The sequence below is a fragment of the Pseudarthrobacter kochi genome (assembly GCF_055412805.1).
This window is the reverse complement of the sequence record NZ_JBVAYV010000010.1, coordinates 72,999-90,872: the sequence shown is the minus strand read 5'-3', so window position 1 is coordinate 90,872 and position 17,874 is coordinate 72,999. Positions and strand designations below refer to the sequence as shown.

At 64.3% G+C, this 17,874-nt stretch carries 14 protein-coding genes, 1 pseudogene and 1 riboswitch; of the genes and pseudogenes, 12 read left to right on the top strand and 3 right to left on the bottom strand.

Annotated features, from left to right (window positions below; all coding sequences use genetic code 11):
• Positions 1–108: 108 nt before the first annotated feature.
• Positions 109–1,158 carry an acyltransferase family protein gene (locus tag ACZY0Y_RS07675; RefSeq protein ID WP_463957301.1) on the top strand — a complete coding sequence of 350 codons (1,050 nt, stop codon included), beginning with the start codon at positions 109–111 and terminating at the stop codon, positions 1,156–1,158.
• 12 nt (positions 1,159–1,170) lie between these two features.
• Here the strand turns inward: ACZY0Y_RS07675 and ACZY0Y_RS07670 are convergent, their stop codons facing one another.
• Positions 1,171–2,694, bottom strand: coding sequence for a family 43 glycosylhydrolase (locus ACZY0Y_RS07670; RefSeq protein ID WP_463957300.1), 1,524 nt, complete (start codon positions 2,692–2,694; stop codon positions 1,171–1,173).
• Positions 2,695–2,848: 154 nt separating this feature from the next.
• Here ACZY0Y_RS07670 and ACZY0Y_RS07665 point away from each other — a divergent pair.
• The 5 genes and pseudogenes from ACZY0Y_RS07665 to ACZY0Y_RS07645 all read left to right on the top strand — a co-directional run.
• A pseudogene (locus ACZY0Y_RS07665) lies at positions 2,849–3,085 on the top strand (2-oxo acid dehydrogenase subunit E2); the annotation flags it as partial.
• Positions 3,086–3,246: 161 nt separating this feature from the next.
• Complete coding sequence (locus tag ACZY0Y_RS07660) at positions 3,247–4,062, top strand: MBL fold metallo-hydrolase (protein WP_463957299.1); 816 nt, start codon at positions 3,247–3,249, stop codon at positions 4,060–4,062.
• Between the two features lie 688 nt (positions 4,063–4,750).
• Entirely contained in the window at positions 4,751–5,734 is a 984-nt protein-coding gene (locus ACZY0Y_RS07655) for a LysM peptidoglycan-binding domain-containing protein (protein ID WP_463957298.1), read from the top strand.
• Positions 5,735–5,974: 240 nt separating this feature from the next.
• On the top strand, positions 5,975–7,174 hold the full coding sequence (locus tag ACZY0Y_RS07650) for a MinD/ParA family ATP-binding protein (protein ID WP_463957312.1): 1,200 nt from the start codon (positions 5,975–5,977) through the stop codon (positions 7,172–7,174).
• A 64-nt stretch (positions 7,175–7,238) separates the two neighbouring features.
• Positions 7,239–7,973 carry a GAF and ANTAR domain-containing protein gene (locus ACZY0Y_RS07645; protein WP_463957297.1) on the top strand — a complete coding sequence of 245 codons (735 nt, stop codon included), beginning with the start codon at positions 7,239–7,241 and terminating at the stop codon, positions 7,971–7,973.
• A gap of 35 nt (positions 7,974–8,008) precedes the next feature.
• On the opposite strand, the gene ACZY0Y_RS07640 is transcribed toward ACZY0Y_RS07645, so the two are convergent.
• Both ACZY0Y_RS07640 and ACZY0Y_RS07635 read right to left on the bottom strand, forming a co-directional pair.
• Positions 8,009–10,120: a hypothetical protein gene (locus ACZY0Y_RS07640; RefSeq protein WP_463957296.1), complete on the bottom strand. Its 2,112-nt coding sequence runs from the start codon at positions 10,118–10,120 to the stop codon at positions 8,009–8,011.
• A gap of 26 nt (positions 10,121–10,146) precedes the next feature.
• A complete protein-coding gene (locus ACZY0Y_RS07635) occupies positions 10,147–11,079 on the bottom strand; it encodes a LysR family transcriptional regulator (RefSeq protein ID WP_463957295.1) in 933 nt (310 codons plus the stop codon).
• Between the two features lie 170 nt (positions 11,080–11,249).
• Between ACZY0Y_RS07635 and hisD the strand changes: the two genes are divergently transcribed.
• The 6 genes from hisD (at position 11,250) to ACZY0Y_RS07605 (ending at position 17,225) form a co-directional block, all read left to right on the top strand.
• Positions 11,250–12,569 (top strand): histidinol dehydrogenase, encoded by a 1,320-nt coding sequence (gene hisD, locus ACZY0Y_RS07630; RefSeq protein ID WP_463957294.1) that lies wholly within the window; start codon positions 11,250–11,252, stop codon positions 12,567–12,569.
• A gap of 31 nt (positions 12,570–12,600) precedes the next feature.
• Entirely contained in the window at positions 12,601–13,410 is an 810-nt protein-coding gene (locus ACZY0Y_RS07625) for an ABC transporter substrate-binding protein (protein WP_463957293.1), read from the top strand.
• 89 nt (positions 13,411–13,499) lie between these two features.
• Positions 13,500–14,153, top strand: a complete 654-nt coding sequence (locus tag ACZY0Y_RS07620; RefSeq protein WP_463957292.1) for an amino acid ABC transporter permease — start codon at positions 13,500–13,502, stop codon at positions 14,151–14,153.
• Positions 14,146–14,982, top strand: a complete 837-nt coding sequence (locus ACZY0Y_RS07615; RefSeq protein WP_463957291.1) for an amino acid ABC transporter ATP-binding protein — start codon at positions 14,146–14,148, stop codon at positions 14,980–14,982. The genes ACZY0Y_RS07620 and ACZY0Y_RS07615 overlap by 8 nt, the downstream gene beginning before the upstream one ends.
• Before the next feature lie 367 nt (positions 14,983–15,349).
• Positions 15,350–15,970: a hypothetical protein gene (locus ACZY0Y_RS07610; protein ID WP_463957290.1), complete on the top strand. Its 621-nt coding sequence runs from the start codon at positions 15,350–15,352 to the stop codon at positions 15,968–15,970.
• 40 nt (positions 15,971–16,010) lie between these two features.
• The gene (locus tag ACZY0Y_RS07605; RefSeq protein ID WP_463957289.1) at positions 16,011–17,225 is read left to right on the top strand and encodes an MFS transporter; all 1,215 of its coding nucleotides are present in this window, start codon (positions 16,011–16,013) and stop codon (positions 17,223–17,225) included.
• 215 nt (positions 17,226–17,440) lie between these two features.
• Positions 17,441–17,515, top strand: a riboswitch (cyclic di-GMP riboswitch).
• The last annotated feature ends 359 nt before the right edge of the window (positions 17,516–17,874 follow it).

The window sequence follows — 17,874 nt, the reverse complement described above, 5'->3', positions numbered from 1 at the left end:
TTCTTCGATGTCGGTTGTCAGTAAGAGGTCAACGGAGATGCGCGCCGGTACGCATCCACCCGTTACTTGGGCACATAACCGGTCTTATCAAGCCCTTAGACTTTGGGCATGACTATGGGGGATCAGCGCGTATCGACGCGCCAGCATTGGCTTGCTCTTGATGGACTTCGGGGACTCGCCGTCCTCCTAGTGATCGCGGACCACTCGGGACTCATACCCCAGGGATATCCAGCCGGGGTAGTGGGCGTAACTATCTTCTTCGTTTTATCAGGGTTCCTGATTACTAACGTGATCCTGCGGGCGCGGCTGGATGGTACGTGGAGTTTCAGATCATTCTTCGGGAATAGGGCTGCACGGCTGTTCCCTGCACTTCTGGCCATGGAAGTTGTTATCGGCGCATGGTGGCTCGCCGCAGGGAAACCGTGGGAACTGCTTGTTGAGTACGTCGCCAGCGCAACCCTTTACCTTGAGGATTTCCTGCACGAACAGCACGACCAGACGCTTCTTAGCCATACATGGTCGCTAGCCGTCGAGGAGCAGTTCTATCTACTGTGGCCGCTTCTGATCGCATTAGCCCTTCGGAGTAGGCGCTGGGGCTACGGATTGGTGGGCGTTCTGATTTTAGGTTCCATAGGCATTCGGTTGCTGATTACCGCCGTTGGCTCTGTCGATTTTGCCTACGCAAACATCGCCTCCAACGCATACGCACTCTTGCTCGGATGCGCGATTGCGCTGTTCGGGCTGCACATACCTGATGCCAGGCTGCGGAGATTCCTCGGCATTGGCGCGGGCTTGGTTATCGTGGCCTGCATTGCTGCCGCCCCTTGGGTGCCGCAGCCTTACATCACGCTGCCCGTGGCGTCAGCGTTCGCAACTGCCGTGCTCGTGGTCGCGTTGTTGTCCGGTTCTCGGGTGATGGAACTCGCGCCACTGAGGTTCGTCGGTCGCATCTCTTACGCCTTGTACCTCTGGCACTGGCCGGTATTACTCATGGCTGGAACCCTTTTCGCTGGCCTTGGAGCTTTGCCCATGGTGTTGGCTAGCTTTGTCGTTGCCATTCTTTCCACACTGTTCCTCGAGGAACCGCTCCGTGCTGCCTGGCGCCGCAGGGGGCGTCAGGCAGCACGGGCGCGTGAGGCCGCAGAGGTAACTCGGTAGCCTAGTGACTCCCTACGGCGTGACCATTAGGTCATCGACCTGGGCGCCGCCGCCTGCGGAGTTGCGGAAGCCCCGCCGGGTTCCTGCCACTGCCCCGAACAGGTCCACGACGGAGATAACCGTGACGCCGTTGTGCTGGACAGTGATGGATCTACCGTAGGCGTAAACGGCGATGGTGTCCCCGGCTGCGATGGTCCGGGCCACCTTGGCTGCTACTGCGGTGTCCGTCCCGTTGACCTTCTTGTTGACTGCGATGCCGGCGCTATCCACATCAGCCCACATGAAGTTGGTCGCGTCGATCATGCGGAAAATCAGCCCGAGTGACGCGCCCACGGACGCCGGGGTGAGGATCTTCATGGATGTTTTGCTGTCTGCATACCCTGCGTCGAGGCTGGCGATGGCGATGCTGCCCGCTCCGAGGGTGATGACTTCGGCGAAGTTGTTGTAGTGCCGCCAGACACCGATATCGTTGCGCCACGCCTGCCCGGTTGGGGCGGTGCCTAGCGTGGTGGCTGAGTCACTGCCCCGGCTGAACGTGTCCACGACGGGCTTGGGGTTCAGTCGATCATTCGGCACGCTGGCTGGGGAGTCGATGGCAAGGGCGATGGATCGCATAGCCGCGGTTGGTTGCCCGTTCCCTACCGCCGTGTAGTAGTGGTAGATAGCGCCGGGCATCTGGACGATGCAGGGCTTGCCCGCGTGAAGGTTGTCGTAGGACCCGTTGGCCCCGACGTTGAGGATCGGGTTCTGTGCGTGCTTAGTCCAACCCAGCGGGAAGTTGGCATTCGTCGTAAAAGCTACGCCGTCGCGTGAGTTGGTGCCGTCGAAACCGTAGTAGGCCATGTACCACATATCGCCCACACGGTACACGGAGGGGTCCCCGATGATTTCGTCATCCCATGCGCCCGACGCGCCTACGTCCACCAGGGGCGAGTTCACGTCATCCACAGTCCACGGCCCCAGCAGGGTGTCGGCGGTCGCGTAGCCGATGCGCTCCTTGCCGCCGTTGCCGTAGGCGTTGAAGAACATGAAGAACTGCCCGCTAGGGTGCTTGATGATACTGCGGTGGTAGATCGCGGTGGAGCGCCAGCCGGTCCCGGACGGTGCGATGACGACGCCGCGCCGGGTCCACGGCCCAGACAGGGACGTGGCGGTGGCGAGCATCATCCGCTTGGTGCCCATCTCATACCCGTACCCGTCGAGGCCGATGTAGAACAGGTAGTAGACGCCGTCCTCAATGTGGATGGACGGGCCGGTGGTGCCGTACCGGTCCGGGTCATTGACCACGCCGGTACCCTGCAGGAGTGGCGTGCCGGTGCGGGTCCAGTTGATCCCGTCAAGGCTGGTCGCTAGCCCCACGGACGCTGTGCCCGCCGCCCCGGCGTCGGTGGAGTAGCCGACGTAGACCATGAGCAGCTGCTGGGTGATGGGGTCCCAGGTGACGTACCCGGACTCCACCAGCCAGTTCTCCCACGCCGCCGTGCCGGTGGCCAGGACAATGCCCACCTTCTTGACGGTCAGCCCGCGAGGCTGCAATGGGTCAAGGCTGGCGCTGGTCGGATAAGTGGCAATGAGTGCCGCGAATGGGTCATTCAGGCCGAGGGTCCCAGCGGTCCATGGGCGATCCGTCAGCTGTCGGGCGCTGGTGCAGAACGCGCGTGCGGGGATTAATCACAGCAGGGGCATCGATGTTGTCAGCTTGGAGGGCTCCGCCGCGATCATCAACCACCCCGAGGTGGGAATCCTCGGCGTCGGGCGGATCATCGACAAGCCCTAGGTGGTCAACGGCAAGCTCGCCGTGCGCAAGATCACCGAACTGACCCTGACGTTTGACCACCGTGTCTGCGACGGCGGTACCGCACGCGGCTTCCTGCGCTACGTGGCCGACGCGATCGAGAACCCGGGGTCGGTCCTGGCGGACCTCTGACCTGCTCTGAACCTCTGGCGCTGAACCGGGCGCGGAACGTGCGGCAGGAAAGTCCTCCCGCGCGGCGCCCGCTTCCAGCGTCCGGCCAGCTCCGGTGCGTACAATCGAGGGCAGAACATCGCACCAACGACGCCGGACCACCCCCGGAATACGGAGATTTAATGTCACGATGGCTCGAGGTTGGCCCGGACAACTACGTCCTGACCACCCAAGGTTCCCTGCTCAACACCGGCCTGGTGGTCGGCTCCGAACGCGCACTGGTGATCGACACCGGCAGCGGACCGCGGCAGGGACGCGAGATCCTTGACGCCGTGCGGGAAAAGACGCAGTTACCGCTTGTCGTCGTCAACACGCACGCCCACTACGACCACTTCTTCGGCAACGCCGTGTTCGCCGAGGCCGGAGCGACCGAATTCTGGGCGCACGAGAACTGTGCTGCGGAAATCGAGGAAAACGGCGACAGCCAGCGCCGCGCCGTCGCCACCGATGAGCCGGAGATGGCTGCCGGCGAGGGCCCTAATACCGGGCTCGTGGTGCCGAACGCGATCGTGAAGGACCAGCCGGTCCTCGTGGACCTCGGCGGACAGAGCGTCACCTTCTTCTACCTTGGCTTCGGACACACCGACGGCGACCTCCTCGTGGGAACGGCAACCACCCTTTACGCCGGCGACCTGGTGGAGCAGGGCTTGCACCCGTCCTTCGAGGATTCCTACCCCGAGGAGTGGGCCGATGTCCTCAGGCACGTCTCGGCACTGCGCCACCGCTATGAGTTCCTGATTCCCGGCCACGGCGAACCGTGCAGCGACCAGTTCGTCAAGACCATGGCCAACACCATGACCACGGCGGTCCGGCAGGCCACCCAGGCCACGCGGGAAACCCCGGATGACGCCACCAAGGCCATCCCGATCCTGCCCTACGGGCCCGAGCAGTCCCGCTGGTTCATCAGGCGCCTGCAGGAGACCCGGGCGCATCACTGAGGCTGCGGAAATCCTGCGCAAACGCTGCGGCAGCCCGTTGCGCAGTAAATGGACAACAGCCGTAGCCCCTGCGTAACCTCGTGGAGGATCCGCACTCAAGGGTCCAATCCCGTTAGCGCTCAGCTCGCCCGGAGGATGGGGATCCCGGCCGCGCATCAATGATGCTGCTGCTCCCAGGAGGTCTCATCCGTGACTCTGCCCGGCTATATCCTTGCCCTCAGCATTCTTTTGGGCAGCCTGCTGGTCCTCGCCAGCGTTTTCTATGTAGCAATTTGCGTGAAGCGCAAGCGGAACGCCTCCGCCACCCAACGCCTGGAGCCTTAACCGTGCCGTACATCGACATCAACCCACACCGCACCAAGCCGAAATGGTGGGCCTACGTGGGCCTGACAATCCTCGCCGTGGTGACCGTCGTCGTCGTGGTTCTGGCGCTGGCACCGCGCTAGTTCGAAACCGGCTGCCACGGAGACCTAGCAAGGCTCCGAGTGGTGCTGCTGAAGAATACAGGCAACAACTACGCGTGCGGAGTTGTTGCCTGATCCGTACTCTCAGGATTAGTGCGTACCTGTCCGGGCTTGCCCGTTCAGGAGTCCTCACACCGCGTCCTCGCAGAGTGTGCAGCCGCCTTGAGGTCTTGAACAGACCAAAATCAGGCTCCTCATTATCCGCCTAATCATAGGTCGGGCTGATGCAGATGGCTTCCAAGTACGAACGTCCGGGAAACCGCCGTTTCCCCCAAACTTCCTCTCTGCTGATCGCCGCGATCGTCCTCCTGATTGCGTGGGCACTGGCGGCCTGTCTGGGAGTTCAGCCGTCCGATCGAACGACGGCAGACACGGCCATCGGAGGCTTTTCGGCCCCGGCGGCCTTGTCCACGGAACCGCCTGCGGCCCCGGTTTCCGAGGCCCCGGAAACTACTGTGCCGTCAGTCACCGCGCCAGCCGTTTCCCCGGACATTCCGAACCCTGCGGCCGACGAGACACCCCTCGTTTCGTCCGAACCCCCTCCTGCGCCGGAACCCCCCGCCGCCGCGATCGCGGTGTCCGACCCTCCACCGGCGGTACCTCCGGCTCCGCCGGAGGACCCCGCCGCCAGCGTCGATGCCAACCAGTACGTCGTCGTTCCGGGGGACACCGTCGGAGCCATTGCTACACGCTTCGGCGTCGACGTCTACAGCATGCTGGCGGCCAACGGGCTGGGCGTGTCCAGCATCATCCAGCCCGGCCAGACACTGAAGCTGACAGGACCCCCAGTTGCCGTTCCCGCGGTGGCTCCTGCAGCCCCGGAACCAGAACCAGCCGCAGTTCCTGCCGCTCCTGCGGGGGCTCCTCCGGCCGCACCGGCTGTGCGCACCATCTACGTGGCGGGCTCGGGCGGCCAGGCCATGGTGGACAGGTGCATCGGCCCCATCCACTTCACGCCGACGGATGCCTACTCGCTGTTCATCACCGAACACGACTTCTGCGGTGGGTGGGCGCGGTTCTCGGGGATCGGCGTCGGCGAAACCGTGGTCATCGCCGGTTACGGGACCTACACCGCAACCGGCCGCGGACAGGTTCCCCAGGGCGGCACCACCAACGCCGTCTCTGCCGTGTTCGGGGGCTTCCCCCGGGCGATCCTGCAGACCTGCATTCCGGGCACAAACCAGATGCTCCTGATCGCCCTGAACTAACCGGATCACTATTTGCGGACGCCTCCTGTCCGCCTCCCACTGCGTCTGCGCCTAGAATTGCGGTTGAACCAATTCAAACGAGCACCGCAGCGGCCTGCGCTGTGAGTCCCAGGGGGGACCAATATGCCCGATCCGGTGGACAACAACACAGCCCATGCTGCCGCGGAGGCAGAACAACCCGAACTCCGTCGCCGGCGTGACCGCCGCCGCGGCGAGGACTCCGACGCCCGGACAGGAACCATGCCCATCATCACGCCCAGCGACGTCGGCAGCGAAGCTGCGCGCACCGTCCGCAGCAGCTCATGGGCAGAAGCCGCAGCTGCGGCCGATGCGCCGCAGGCCCCGACCCGTCCTCCGATTGACACCCGTCCGCTGATTGACGCTGTCCCGCAGGCTCCCGCTCCCGTTCGAGCAGACCTGCCCGCCGCCCCCGAGGCGGCACCTTCCATCCCGGCCCTGCCCAGCCGTGCCGCCCGCTCCGCCAGCCGGGCCGCCGCCCTGTCCGCCCCGGCTCCCGATTTCATCAGCTCGCCGGGCCTCTTTGTCCGCGAGCAGAAGCCCCGGCCGGTCGGCGGCCTCCGCGGCGCCCTCTACACCCTGACCGGCGGCGGACTGAACCTGGGCCCGAGCGCCCGGCAGCGTGAAGAGGACGAACTGGCGCGGCGCATCTCCCGCCAGCTCCAGGGCAGTTACAACACCGCCGTCCTGAGCCTGAAGGGCGGCATCGGCAAGACCTCCACGACGGTCGGCGTCGGGCTGACCCTGGCCGAGTTCCGCGGTGACCCGCCGTGCGCCATCGACGCGAACCCGGACTCCGGCGACCTCGTCGAGCGCGCCCTCGGCGAGGGCATTTACCAGCAGCAGAGCCCCCGCACCATCACGGACCTGCTAAAGAACATCGACTCCATCGATTCCCTCACCGCCCTCGCCCGGTACATGCACCACGCCGGCCGGCTGCACCTGATTGCCGGTGAACAGGACCCCGAGGTCTCCGACTCCCTGACCGCGGAGGAATACCTGCGGATCCGCAAGCTCATCTCCGGCTACTACTCCGTGGCCCTGACCGACTGCGGCACCGGCGTCACCCACAACGCCATGAGCGGCATCCTGCAGTCCGCGGACAACCTGATCATCGCGGCGGGGTATGCGGTCAGCGGCGCCAAGCGCGCCCGCAGCACCCTGCACTGGCTGGCCGGCCACGGCTATGAGGAACTGGCCCGCAACGCCATCGTGGTCATCACGGACAAGGACGAGGTGTCCTCACGCGTGGATAAGGACGCGATCGAGGACCACCTGTCCGGCATCTGCCGCCAGCTGATCGCTGTCCCGCATGACCGCGGCGTGGCCGACGGCGACCTGGTCACCCTCGATGTGCTCCGCCCCGAAACCCGCCGCGCCTACCGCGAGATTGCTGCCGCCATCGTGGACGGCTACGTCTAACCGCCCGGTGCCGGCCGCGCGGACTGAAGTTGTGCCGGGCCGGCGAGCGCCCTACATTTTAGGCATGACCAACAACGCCGGGGATGAAGCCGCCCTGCAACTGCAGGACCTCCTGATGGGAACGGAGAACGTCGAGGACTTCCTCGGCCAACTCGCGGAATTCTCGGCGGCCACACTGAGCCAGGCCGCCGGCGCTGGGATCGAATGCGGCGTGACGCTGCAGCGCCGGAAGAAGACCATGACCGTGGCGGGGAGCAGCCCCCGGGCCGTCATCCTGGACCGCATTGAGCAAAGCCTCGGCGACGGCCCCTGCATCGAAGCCCTGCGGACACGCTCCGTGGTCCTGCTGGCCGACGTCGACACCGATCCGCGCTGGCCGGACTACCAGGTCCAGCTCGCGGCCCAGGGCGTCCGCAGCACCCTGGGCGTGCCCCTGGAAATCGGCGACGACGCGGCCGCCGCCCTGAACTTCTTCGGCTCCGGCACCGGGCTGTTCACCGAGGACATCATTGCCGAAGCATCCGGCTTCGCCGACCTCGCCGGCCGCTCCCTCCGCCTGGCCGTCCGGATCGGCACCGCGCAGTCCCGGGCCGAGGACCTGAAGGCCGCCATGGAACACCGCACCTCGATCGACCTGGCCTGCGGCGTCGTGATGGCTCAGAACCGCTGCACCCAGGAGGAAGCCATGGGCATCCTCACCCGGGTGTCCAGCAACCGGAACCAGAAGCTCCGCGACGTCGCGGCCGAGGTCCTCCGGAATCTCACTGACGGGACCGTCCGGACGCACTTCGACGCCTGAGCGGCCGGCGGGGGCGAATCTCGGGGCAGGGCCTTTTATACGTCGACAACAATGATGCTGAGGGATGTCCGCTCTTCCTGGCTGGCGTCGCTGTCCAGGAAGGCCCGGAATTCAGGATCGAGGTAGGCCAGCCTCTGGAGCTCGGGGTCCTTGGAAGCCCAAGCCTTGAGCTCCGGATCGACAAAAGAATACTGCAGCCGGTCCTTTGCCTTCTCGGCGGCCTGGGCGCGCGCGGACCCCTCAAGTCGCAGAGCCTCACGGGCGTAGTGGCACGCCGCGCTGTAGGCCGGGTAGGGCGCAGGAGACTCCAGCCCTTCCCTCTGCCATGAATTGAAGTCCTCATCCGCAGTGACAGGACAATCGAAGGCTGCGCAAAGAACAGCCGCCCGGGCCCGCATTTGCAGGGCCAGGGACTCGCTATCCGGAGAGGGCGCTTTGAGCGATTTCATCAGCTCATGGGCCACGGCTCGCGGCTCGGCGCCGATGATGCAGCCGGCCGAGCTGCTGGCCAGGTTGAGGGTGACGCAGAGATAAGTGAGCCGGAGGCGCAGTAGCAGGCTTGCTAACTCGGGGCTTGCGAGCTTTCCGTTCCGGCCCCTCTGCCCGAGCTCGGATTGCTTCTTCCACAGCCACTCGGCGTAGGATTCCAACTCCCGCGGGTCCGTACTTCTCCGGTGCATCTTGTTCTGAAGCGCCACCTCGGCCAGCAGGTTCTTTGGGTCAAAGTCGGTGGCCCTCGCCAGAAGCATGCGGCACCTGTCCTCGGCGTCGTTGAAGTCGGTTGTCGCGATGAACTGCAGCCCGACGCTTCGCCAATCAGTTGCTCCGCACAGTCCTTCAAACCCCTGATGCCGTGTGGCGATCGTGGTGAGGATGAACGCCGCGGCCATTTTGTCCAGATGGAGATCCTCGCCGTGGGAGGCGCCGGGTTGTGCGGGAAATAGTTCTGTGTTGTCCCCCGCAATGGTGGCGGCACCGGCTGCCCAGCCGTTCCGGGTGATTACCACGGCTAAGTGATCGTTAGGCGCCTCCGTGATGGAAACCCGCCACGGGATGGCACCAAAGATGAGCTGGACAATGGCCCTCAGCGCTGTCAATACTTGGTTGCTTGAACTGGCCGACGCCAGGCTGTCATTAAGCGCGGTGACGTCCGTACCTCGCGGAATCTCCAGCCCTCGAGGACGGGTGCTTCCAAGTTCGTTCAGGAGCGCCACCATACGGTTGGTGACTGCCTCGCTGATTTCCCCTTCGCCGTCGCGGGCTTCGATGGAAACGCGTAGCCGGCTCGACATCCACAGGCTCAACGCGAAGGCGCCGGCCACCCCAACTCCAAGCAGGATCGCCAGCGAAGCTGCCGAGGCCCAGGCTGCGGCCGGTCCATCCGGAATGCTTGACAAGGTGTAAATGATGCCAATGGGCGCGGCCAGGATCAGCAGAAGGCCGCCGAACAGGAAGGTGCGTCCCAGCCGCAGCGAATGCTGTTTCCACGGCAGTGCTGCCGGCGGCATGCCAGGAATGAAAACGCACAGCCTCCCCAGAACTAGGAGGGCCGCTATCATCCCGAGCCCTGCCATGACCGGACTCTGCAGGGGAGTGATCCATGACTTCACGAAGGCATCCCAGCCTGCGGGCAGCCCCGTCGCGGGCTCTTCCTTCGCCGCTTTCGCGTCGGCCTTGGCTTGGTCCTTGAGCTGGGCGGCCCCGAGGGCGGCAACGGCATCAAGTCTTTCGGCTTCGCAGGCGGTGCTGGGAGTCGTCACCTGCAGGTCCAGGGGTCCGCGGATTTTCTCAATCAGATCCAAGGCCAGTTGCCAGTGATCGGCAGCGGTCAAGTCCTTGGCCGCGTTGCACGAGGACTGCAGATCCTGTGGCGCCGCGGCGCCGGTGGCACCGGCGGACAGCAGGAGCAGCGAAAGGAGGGCCGCTGAGCCTCCCATGAAAGTCCACAGTCTGCGGCGTTGAGGATTGAAACTTCGCTGCAGACCGCCTGGCCTGACTCGGATCATCTGAACCGCCCCCAGTAGATTGGAATCGAGAATGGCATCAGTGTGCGCGCCTATTGCAGCCGTGGCATGAGTAATTCGGCCTGAAGTGGCCAAGAATTCCCTGAGTTCTCGGCGTGCGAAGTGCTGCTGCCGGAAAGTCACCGTGTTTGCGAGGGTCCGCTGCCGGGCTATTGCTCGGTTGCGCGCCTGATGTCTTGTCCGGGTACCACTTTGGACAGGAGGGTCCGCGCGGCCATTTGGGCCATCTTCCTTGTCGCCGGTGACAAATATGCGCCCTCCCGCTGAACCAGCGCGATCGTGTCGTACAAAGGTTCGGCAAAAGGGACGGCGTGGATATTTTTCGGAAAGCCCGGCCCGCTGACGATAGCTTGGGGAACAAAGGTGTCCGCCGCTCCGGCGGCCACCAACCCAAGGGCGGTATCGACATGCTCCACCTCGATGGCCGGTTCGATTTTCAGCCCTTTGAGGCGGGCACGCTCCAAAATTTGCCGGCGGGTGGGGTCGCGCCAGCCGGCGAAGGCGTCGTAGAGCACCAGTTTGGACTCAGCGAGTTCCTCAATGGTGATGGGGCCGCGCGAGGGATGCCGGGTCGCCGATACATAAAAGACTTCGTCCCTGAAAAGCGGCCTGACCTGAAGGCCCGCCTCTGCCACCGGCAGGACGATGAGCCCGGCCTCAATTTCACCCGAGGCCACGGACTCGGCCACGGTCACGGAGTTCAATCCCACCAGGTGCACCTTAACTTTGGGATACCGGCGGTGGAAGCGCTGCACCAGATCGGCAAGGTCGTAGTGGGCCCCGTACCGCAGCACTCCGAAGGTGCAGACGCCGCCTTCCAGTGACGACATGGCTTTCAGTGCCTCCACCCCGTTGTCGAATGATGTGACCGACTGCAGCGCGTGAACCTGCAACTCAACAGCCGCCGTCGTGGGGATGAGTTGCCGCCCGCCACGGATGAAGAGGCTGTGCTCCAGTTCGTGTTCGAGCCTGCTGATGAGTTCTGAGACGGAGGCTTGGCTTGTTTCCAACTTTCGTGCCGCGGCCGTGAAAGAACCAAGCTCATAGGCCGCGAGGAAAGCCCGAAGCTGCGCGAGAGTCATGGTTCCCCTAGCTATCGGAGCGAAACTTGGCGGGTTGGAGGTCGGTATTCAGGCGCGGAACGATGTGGATTCTTGAAGTATTGCGCCACTTCTGCCATAGGGCAACCCTGTGGCAGACACCTGTTCAGGTCCCGTTGTGCCGTAACCCGGGGGCCAGTACCTTTTAGTTCATGCACATAACCGAACGTGACAGGGCCCACATTCCGGGTAACTTCGTCACCCTCAAGGGCCCTGCCATCGAGAGCGTGCCGGCCCAGCGGCTTCCCGAAGTTGTGGCGACCGTCTCCGCGATGCTCGGTGACATTGAGACCAACGGGATGGACGCTGTCCTCAAGTACGCCCGGGAGCTGGACAGGTGGCAGGGTGCGAGTCTTGAGATCGGCAAGAACGAGCTTTCAAAGACCGGTGATTCGCTCTCCCCGGAACTGCGGGAGGCCCTGATGGCCAGTGCCGAGCGAACCAGGCTGTTCGCGGTTGAGCAACGCGAACACCTCACCGATTTTGAAGTTGAACTGATCCCCGGAGTCTTCACCGGACAAAGGTACGTCCCAGTGGCACGGGTCGGAGCCTACCTTCCGGCGGGCCGGTTTCCGATTCTTGCCAGCGCCTTCATGACTGTGGGTGTCGCCAAGGCCGCGGGCGTACGCAATGTGCTGGCCTGCACGCCGCCAACCGCTTCGGGCGGTGGGAACGCCGCAGTGCTGTACGCCGCATACCTGGCCGGCGTGGACAGGGCCTTCGCCCTCGGCGGGGTGCAGGCCATGGCCGCCATGGCCTTCGGACTGCTGGGGGAGCAGCCGGCCGATATCCTGGTCGGCGCCGGAAACGCCTACGTCACCGAGGCCAAACGCCAGCTGTTCGGACGCGTCGGCATCGACCTCCTGGCGGGCCCCTCCGAGGTCGCGGTGATCGCCGATGACTCTGCCGACGCCGAAATTGTCGCCGCTGACCTCCTCGGCCAGGCCGAACACGGCCCGCAGTCACCGGCGTCGCTTGTGACCACCTCACACCAGTTTGGCGAAGAGGTCATCCGGCACGTCGACAAGCAGCTGCGGACGCTGGCCACACGTGACATTGCCGGACCGGCCTGGCGGGACTACGGCACCGTCTACGTGGCCGAGGACCGGGAAACGGCCGTGCAGATCATGGACCTGCTGGCACCGGAGCACCTGGAAATCCAGACCTCGGATGACTCCTACTTCCACGAGAACCTGCAGAACTACGGCTCCATCTTCCTCGGGCCGTGGTCCACGGTGGCTTACTCGGACAAGGGCTCATCCGGCACAAACCACGTGCTGCCCACCGGCGGGGGCGCCCGGTCATCGGCAGGGCTCTCGGTCGCCCGGTTCCTCAAACCCCTCACCTTCCAGCGCGTCGAAAGAAGTGCGACGCCGCGTCTGGCAAATTACGTCTCGGCCATCTCCGACACCGAAGGAATGGCAGCCCATAAGGCCACCGCCACTCTGCGTCTCGACCGCTTCAACCGATAGAAATCCATCCCTAGCAAAAGGCACCCCCATCATGAAAACGAAAATCCTCCGCAAGCGTTTCGCTGCATTGGTGCCCATAGGCGTTGCAGTGGCCCTCGCCATGACAGGCTGTGGCTCAAGTGGAGGGGGCGGGGTCACGGGCGGCGGTGAACAGAAGACCATCACGATCGCGACCTCCAACGATGCCCCCTTCTCCTTCACGGACCAGGCCACCGGCGAGCTCAAAGGCATCGACGGGGAGATGATCAACGCCATCGCCCAGGCGAAGGGCTGGAAGATCAAGGTCTTCACCTCCGAGTACGCGACCCTGATCGCGGCGCTCAATGCCAAGAAGGCCGACGCGATCGTCGACGCCATGTACATCACCGATGACCGGAAGAAGCAGATCAACTTCACCGACCCCTGGTACACCGAAGGCGAAGCCATGGTGGTCCCGGCCGATTCAACGCTGGCTTCACGCGACGATGTAAAGGGCAAGGTTCTCGGCGCACAGACCGGCACCGTGTTCAAGGACCTCGTTGACAGCCTTGGCGGCAGCCAGGTCAAGCTGTTCGACTCGCAGGCTGCCCTGCTCGCGGCGGTGGAAAACAAACAGGTTGATGCGGTCTTCACCGACAGTGCCGTGATCGGCTACAGCCTCGTCCAGAAGCCGAACCCCAAGCTGAAGCTCGTCTCACCCTATGAGCCGTTCTACCCGGGCATCATCGGGGCCGGCGTGCGCAAGGACGATACGCAGCTGTTGCAAGACCTGAACTCCGGGCTGGCAGACCTGAAGAAGACACCCAAGTACCTCGAGATCCTCAAGAAGTACGGGCTGGGCGAAGCCAACACGGCCAAATAGGTTCCAGATTCCATGCAGGTTCGGCGGGCATCCGCTTATTGATCGCGGTGCCCGCTGACCCCTGCCCGACCCTAACCTAGGGATTCCCAGTGGACTTTATTACCAACACCCTGGCTGTGTTTCCGGCCCTCCTGCAGGCCGTGCCCATCGTCGTTCAACTCGCGCTCGGCGCCATGGCGATCGCCCTCGTGCTGGGACTCCTGGTTGCGCTGGCGCGCATTTCCTCGTTCAAAATCCTCCGCGGCATTGCCACGTTTTACCTGGAGGTTATCCGCGGCACCCCGCTGCTGGTGCAGTTGGTCTACATCTTCTTCGTGCTGCCCAGCATCGGCATAAGCATCGAACCTGTACCGGCCGGCATCCTGGGCCTGGGCCTCAACTACGCTGCCTATCTGTCCGAGGTCTTTCGCTCCGCGATCCTCTCCGTGGAGCACGGCCAGACAGAAGCCGCGCTGTCCCTGGGCTACACGCCCAGCAAGACCCTGTGGAAAGTGGTGATTCCCCAGTCCTTCGTGGTCTCCATGGGGCCGATCGGCAATTACTTCATTGCCATGATCAAGGACACCGCACTGACTTCGGTGATCGCGGTGACCGAGATCCTGAAGACCGCCAACATCCTCAACAGCCAGACATTCCAAACCACCGCGATCTATACCGCAGCGGCCATTCTCTATCTGATCATCAGCCTTCCACTCTCGCGCGTCGTGGTTGTGCTTGAACGAAAGGCACGGGCCAGTGGCTGACGAGACCATTATTGACGTCCGCGACGTTCACAAGACCTTCGTCTCGGAGACGAAGCCGACCTTGTGGAAAAGGCTTACCGGCAAGCCCCACGTGCAGCGAAGGGTGGAAGTACTCAAGGGCGTGGACCTTGTGGTCCACCGCGGCGAAACGATTGCCATCCTCGGCTCCAGCGGATCCGGCAAAAGCACGCTGCTGCGCTGCATCAACAAGCTCGAGACCATCGATGCCGGCCGGATCTATGTCAACGGCCACCTGATCGGCTACGACGAACGCGACGGGGAACTGTTCGCCGAGAAAGCGTCGGTCACGGCTCAGAAGCGGACCGACATCGGCTTCGTCTTTCAGCACTTCAACCTGTTCCTGAACAAGACGGCCTTGGGAAACGTGATGGCGCCGCTGCGCGACGTGAAGAAGCTGTCTGCTGCCGAGGCCAAAGCTGTTGCCGTCCCCAACCTAGAGATGGTGGGACTGGCGGACAAAATGGAGAACTACCCCAGCAAACTCTCCGGTGGCCAGAAGCAGCGGGTGGCCATTGCCCGGGCCCTGGCCATGAATCCCAGTGTCATGCTCTTCGATGAGCCGACCTCCGCCCTGGATCCGGAGCTTGTAGGCGAAGTTCTGTCGGTCATTAAAAAGATCGCCCAGCAGGGAACCACGATGGTGATCGTCACCCATGAGATGCAATTCGCACGGGACATTGCGGACCGCATCGTCGTTATGGACCAAGGGGTCATCGTGGAAGAAGGGCCGCCCAGTCGGATCTTCACGGCCCCGCAGCATCCGAAAACTCAGGCGTTGCTGAGCCGCTCGGGTATTCTGCCGGCGTAACAGTTCTGATTTGCGGTCCGGGATTCCCTCAAGCGATGCCCGCCACGCCGGTGGCGGGCTGGCTGTGCGGTTCCTCCCCTTGTCCCCAGCAACGGGAACCGGAAGCCCCCAGCAAGGGTGGCCTTATTTACCTGCAATGGCGCCGGTGGTATACCGGGAGGTACTGCGCGGGCCGAGCCGGCAGTACCGGGAGGCTGGCGTGCGACACCTGCGGGATTCCAAATTCAGACTTGTCGCGCTGGTCCTCCCGGCGTTGCTGGTTGTAGCTGCCGGGTGCGGCGGCGGCTCGGCGGAGGGTGTTGCCCGTGCCTACGCAGCCGAGCTGACACAGGCCCTAGGGAGGTCGGGGTCGAAGATTAAGAACCCCATGCCTTGGATGCAGCCGGGCAAGACTGCAGCGTCCCAAACCGACGACCTCACGCGGTCGCTGGCGAAGGCTCCCGACGGACTGACCGAAGAGTCCCGCCGACTCCCCGACCTGGTCGCTGTTATGCAGCGTGCCCAGGCGACCAAAGCCGCGCTCCAGGAAGTGGACGCCGCCGCCGTCGTCGCTGAGAATATCGGCGCCGGCATGGCCTCGGATGCCGCGCTGGGCGTTAGCCGAAACGCGGGTGTGAGAAATTCCGCTGACGAGCAAAAGGTAGCCGTGCTTGGCGAGGAAGTCCTGAAAGACCTTGTCTGTTCCGTGGCGACAGACGTGGTGGCGCCAGAAGAAAAGTCCGAGATTGATCAGAACGCCACGGCATTCACTTACATGCTGGATAAATCAGCTGAAGCTATTCGCCGGACCCTTTTTGCTAAGTCAGCCTTTAGCGTGGGCGCGGCGTTCTACCGGGGCTTCCAATGGGGCTCGTACGGTGCGGATCTGGCGAAGGACGCTAATCGGCATCTGGCGTCCATTGGGGGACAGGTCCGGAGCCCAGATTGGCAGATCACGAGGGCGTACGTTTTCGTGGTCAAGACCTGCATGGCGCCGCCAACGCGGTGACGCGTCCGTCCGCCCTGAATGCCCGCCTAGGATTAAGGGGATGACCACCACCCGCCCCGCCGCCTTCAGCCTCCGCAGCATCGCCGTTCCCGCCTTCGGCCCGGCGCTGCTGTTCAGCATCGGCGAGGGCGCGATCCTGCCCGTGGTGGCCCTGTCCGCCCGCGACCTCGGCGCCTCGGTCGCCGTCGCCGCCCTGGTGGTCACCGTGATCGGCCTCGGGTCCTGGTTCTTCAACCTGCCCGCCTCGGTCATCACCATGAAGTTCGGCGAACGCTGGGCGATGGTGGGCGCCGCGGCCGCCAGCGCCGTCGCCCTCGCCGCCGTCGCACTGGCACCGCTGCTGCCGGAGGGACTCTGGCTGCTCGCCGCGGCGATGCTCGTCGTCGGCATGGCCGCGAGCGTCTTCAGCCTGGCCCGGCAGAAGTACCTGACCGAGGCCGTGCCGGTGGTCGTCCGGGCGCGGGCGCTGTCCACGCTCGGCGGCGTGACCCGGATCGGCATCTTCATCGGACCCTTTATCGGCGCCGCCGCCATGCAGTTCGCCGGCATCACCGGCGCCTACTGGGTGGGTGTTGTCGCCATGGCCGCGGCCGCCGTGCTGTCGGTGACCATCCCGGACCTCGTGGCCAAGCCCGCGGCGGACGGCGGCGCCCCCGTCCCGCAGGCGACGCTGCGCAGCGTCGCCGTCTCCCACGCCGGGGTCTTCCTGAGCGTCGGCATGGGGGTGCTGCTGCTCAGTGCGCTGCGCGCGTCCCGGCAGGTGGTGATCCCGCTTTGGGCCGAGCACCTCGGCATGGACGCGACCCAGGCGTCGCTGATCTACGGGCTCTCCGGCGCCATCGACATGCTGGTCTTCTATCCGGCCGGCAAGCTGATGGACCGCAAGGGCCGGCAATGGGTGGCCGTCCCGTCGACCCTGATCATGGGCACGGCCATGCTGCTGATCCCGCTCAGCACGGGCTTTGTGGGCCTGCTGCTCGGGGCGCTGCTGATCGGCTTCGGCAACGGCATCAGTTCGGGTCTGAATATGACGCTGGGGGCAGACTTCTCACCCGACAGCGGCCGCGGCCAGTTCTTAGGGCTCTGGCGGTTCATGGCCGACGCCGGGGCCACCGGCGGGCCGGTACTGCTCTCCGGCGTGACCGCCGTCGCCTCGCTCGGGGCCGGGGTGGCCGCCACCGGCGTGCTTGGCTTCGCGGCCGCCGCGGTTTTCGCCGTCACGATTCCGCGGCTGAAGCACCGGCGGAACTACTGACGGGTCGGGGCGCTCATATAAGTCGGGGCGCTCATATAATCGGCGCCGAGTGCTGCAGTGGCTTAGGCCGGGCAATGATCGTTTCCATCCGACTATCAGGTTTGCGTCGGCAGCCTGATGGTGAGGTGAGGCGCGTTGTCGAGGAGAACTGCAATGCCGGGCGCACCAGTCGCCCTGTGTTACGCTCTCCTTTCGTATTCCGTCCGCTCAGGTCGAAGGATAAAAGGCAAACCCGGCGCAATCCGGGGACGCAAAGCCACGGGGCCCACGCGGCCAGCCGGGCCGCCGAACAGCAAAGGTCTCCCGCGATGCACGCACTCATTCCACCACGAAGGTCAAAGATACGAAGCTCCGGAAGCCTTCCCCGGACACATCGGTTATCTCTCTAAGACCGAAAACCCTTACCGGACCGTGAGCGTCAGACGCCTTGGCAAGTACCGGCATCCGGCTGCGTTACCACTCCGGAGCCGGGAATTCTGGTGACTTCTTCCGTAACGCTTGATGAGCTGGCGGGCTTCCGGGCATGGAGATCCGCCTTCGTGGATACGCATGCCCGCTAAAGACACCGTCAGCTCATCGTTCGGTGCGCTCTGGACAGTTCAACATCCACTATTTAGGGGACTCCATGAGGGACTCGACCTCCACACCA

Coding starts and splice junctions, on each gene's coding strand:
- ACZY0Y_RS07675 (WP_463957301.1), top strand. CDS start 109: ATGACTATGGGGGATCAGCGCGTATCGACGCGCCAGCATTGGCTTGCT.
- ACZY0Y_RS07660 (WP_463957299.1), top strand. CDS start 3,247: ATGTCACGATGGCTCGAGGTTGGCCCGGACAACTACGTCCTGACCACC.
- ACZY0Y_RS07655 (WP_463957298.1), top strand. CDS start 4,751: ATGCAGATGGCTTCCAAGTACGAACGTCCGGGAAACCGCCGTTTCCCC.
- ACZY0Y_RS07650 (WP_463957312.1), top strand. CDS start 5,975: ATGCCCATCATCACGCCCAGCGACGTCGGCAGCGAAGCTGCGCGCACC.
- ACZY0Y_RS07645 (WP_463957297.1), top strand. CDS start 7,239: ATGACCAACAACGCCGGGGATGAAGCCGCCCTGCAACTGCAGGACCTC.
- ACZY0Y_RS07635 (WP_463957295.1), bottom strand. CDS start 11,079: ATGACTCTCGCGCAGCTTCGGGCTTTCCTCGCGGCCTATGAGCTTGGT.
- hisD (WP_463957294.1), top strand. CDS start 11,250: ATGCACATAACCGAACGTGACAGGGCCCACATTCCGGGTAACTTCGTC.
- ACZY0Y_RS07625 (WP_463957293.1), top strand. CDS start 12,601: ATGAAAACGAAAATCCTCCGCAAGCGTTTCGCTGCATTGGTGCCCATA.
- ACZY0Y_RS07610 (WP_463957290.1), top strand. CDS start 15,350: ATGCCTTGGATGCAGCCGGGCAAGACTGCAGCGTCCCAAACCGACGAC.
- ACZY0Y_RS07605 (WP_463957289.1), top strand. CDS start 16,011: ATGACCACCACCCGCCCCGCCGCCTTCAGCCTCCGCAGCATCGCCGTT.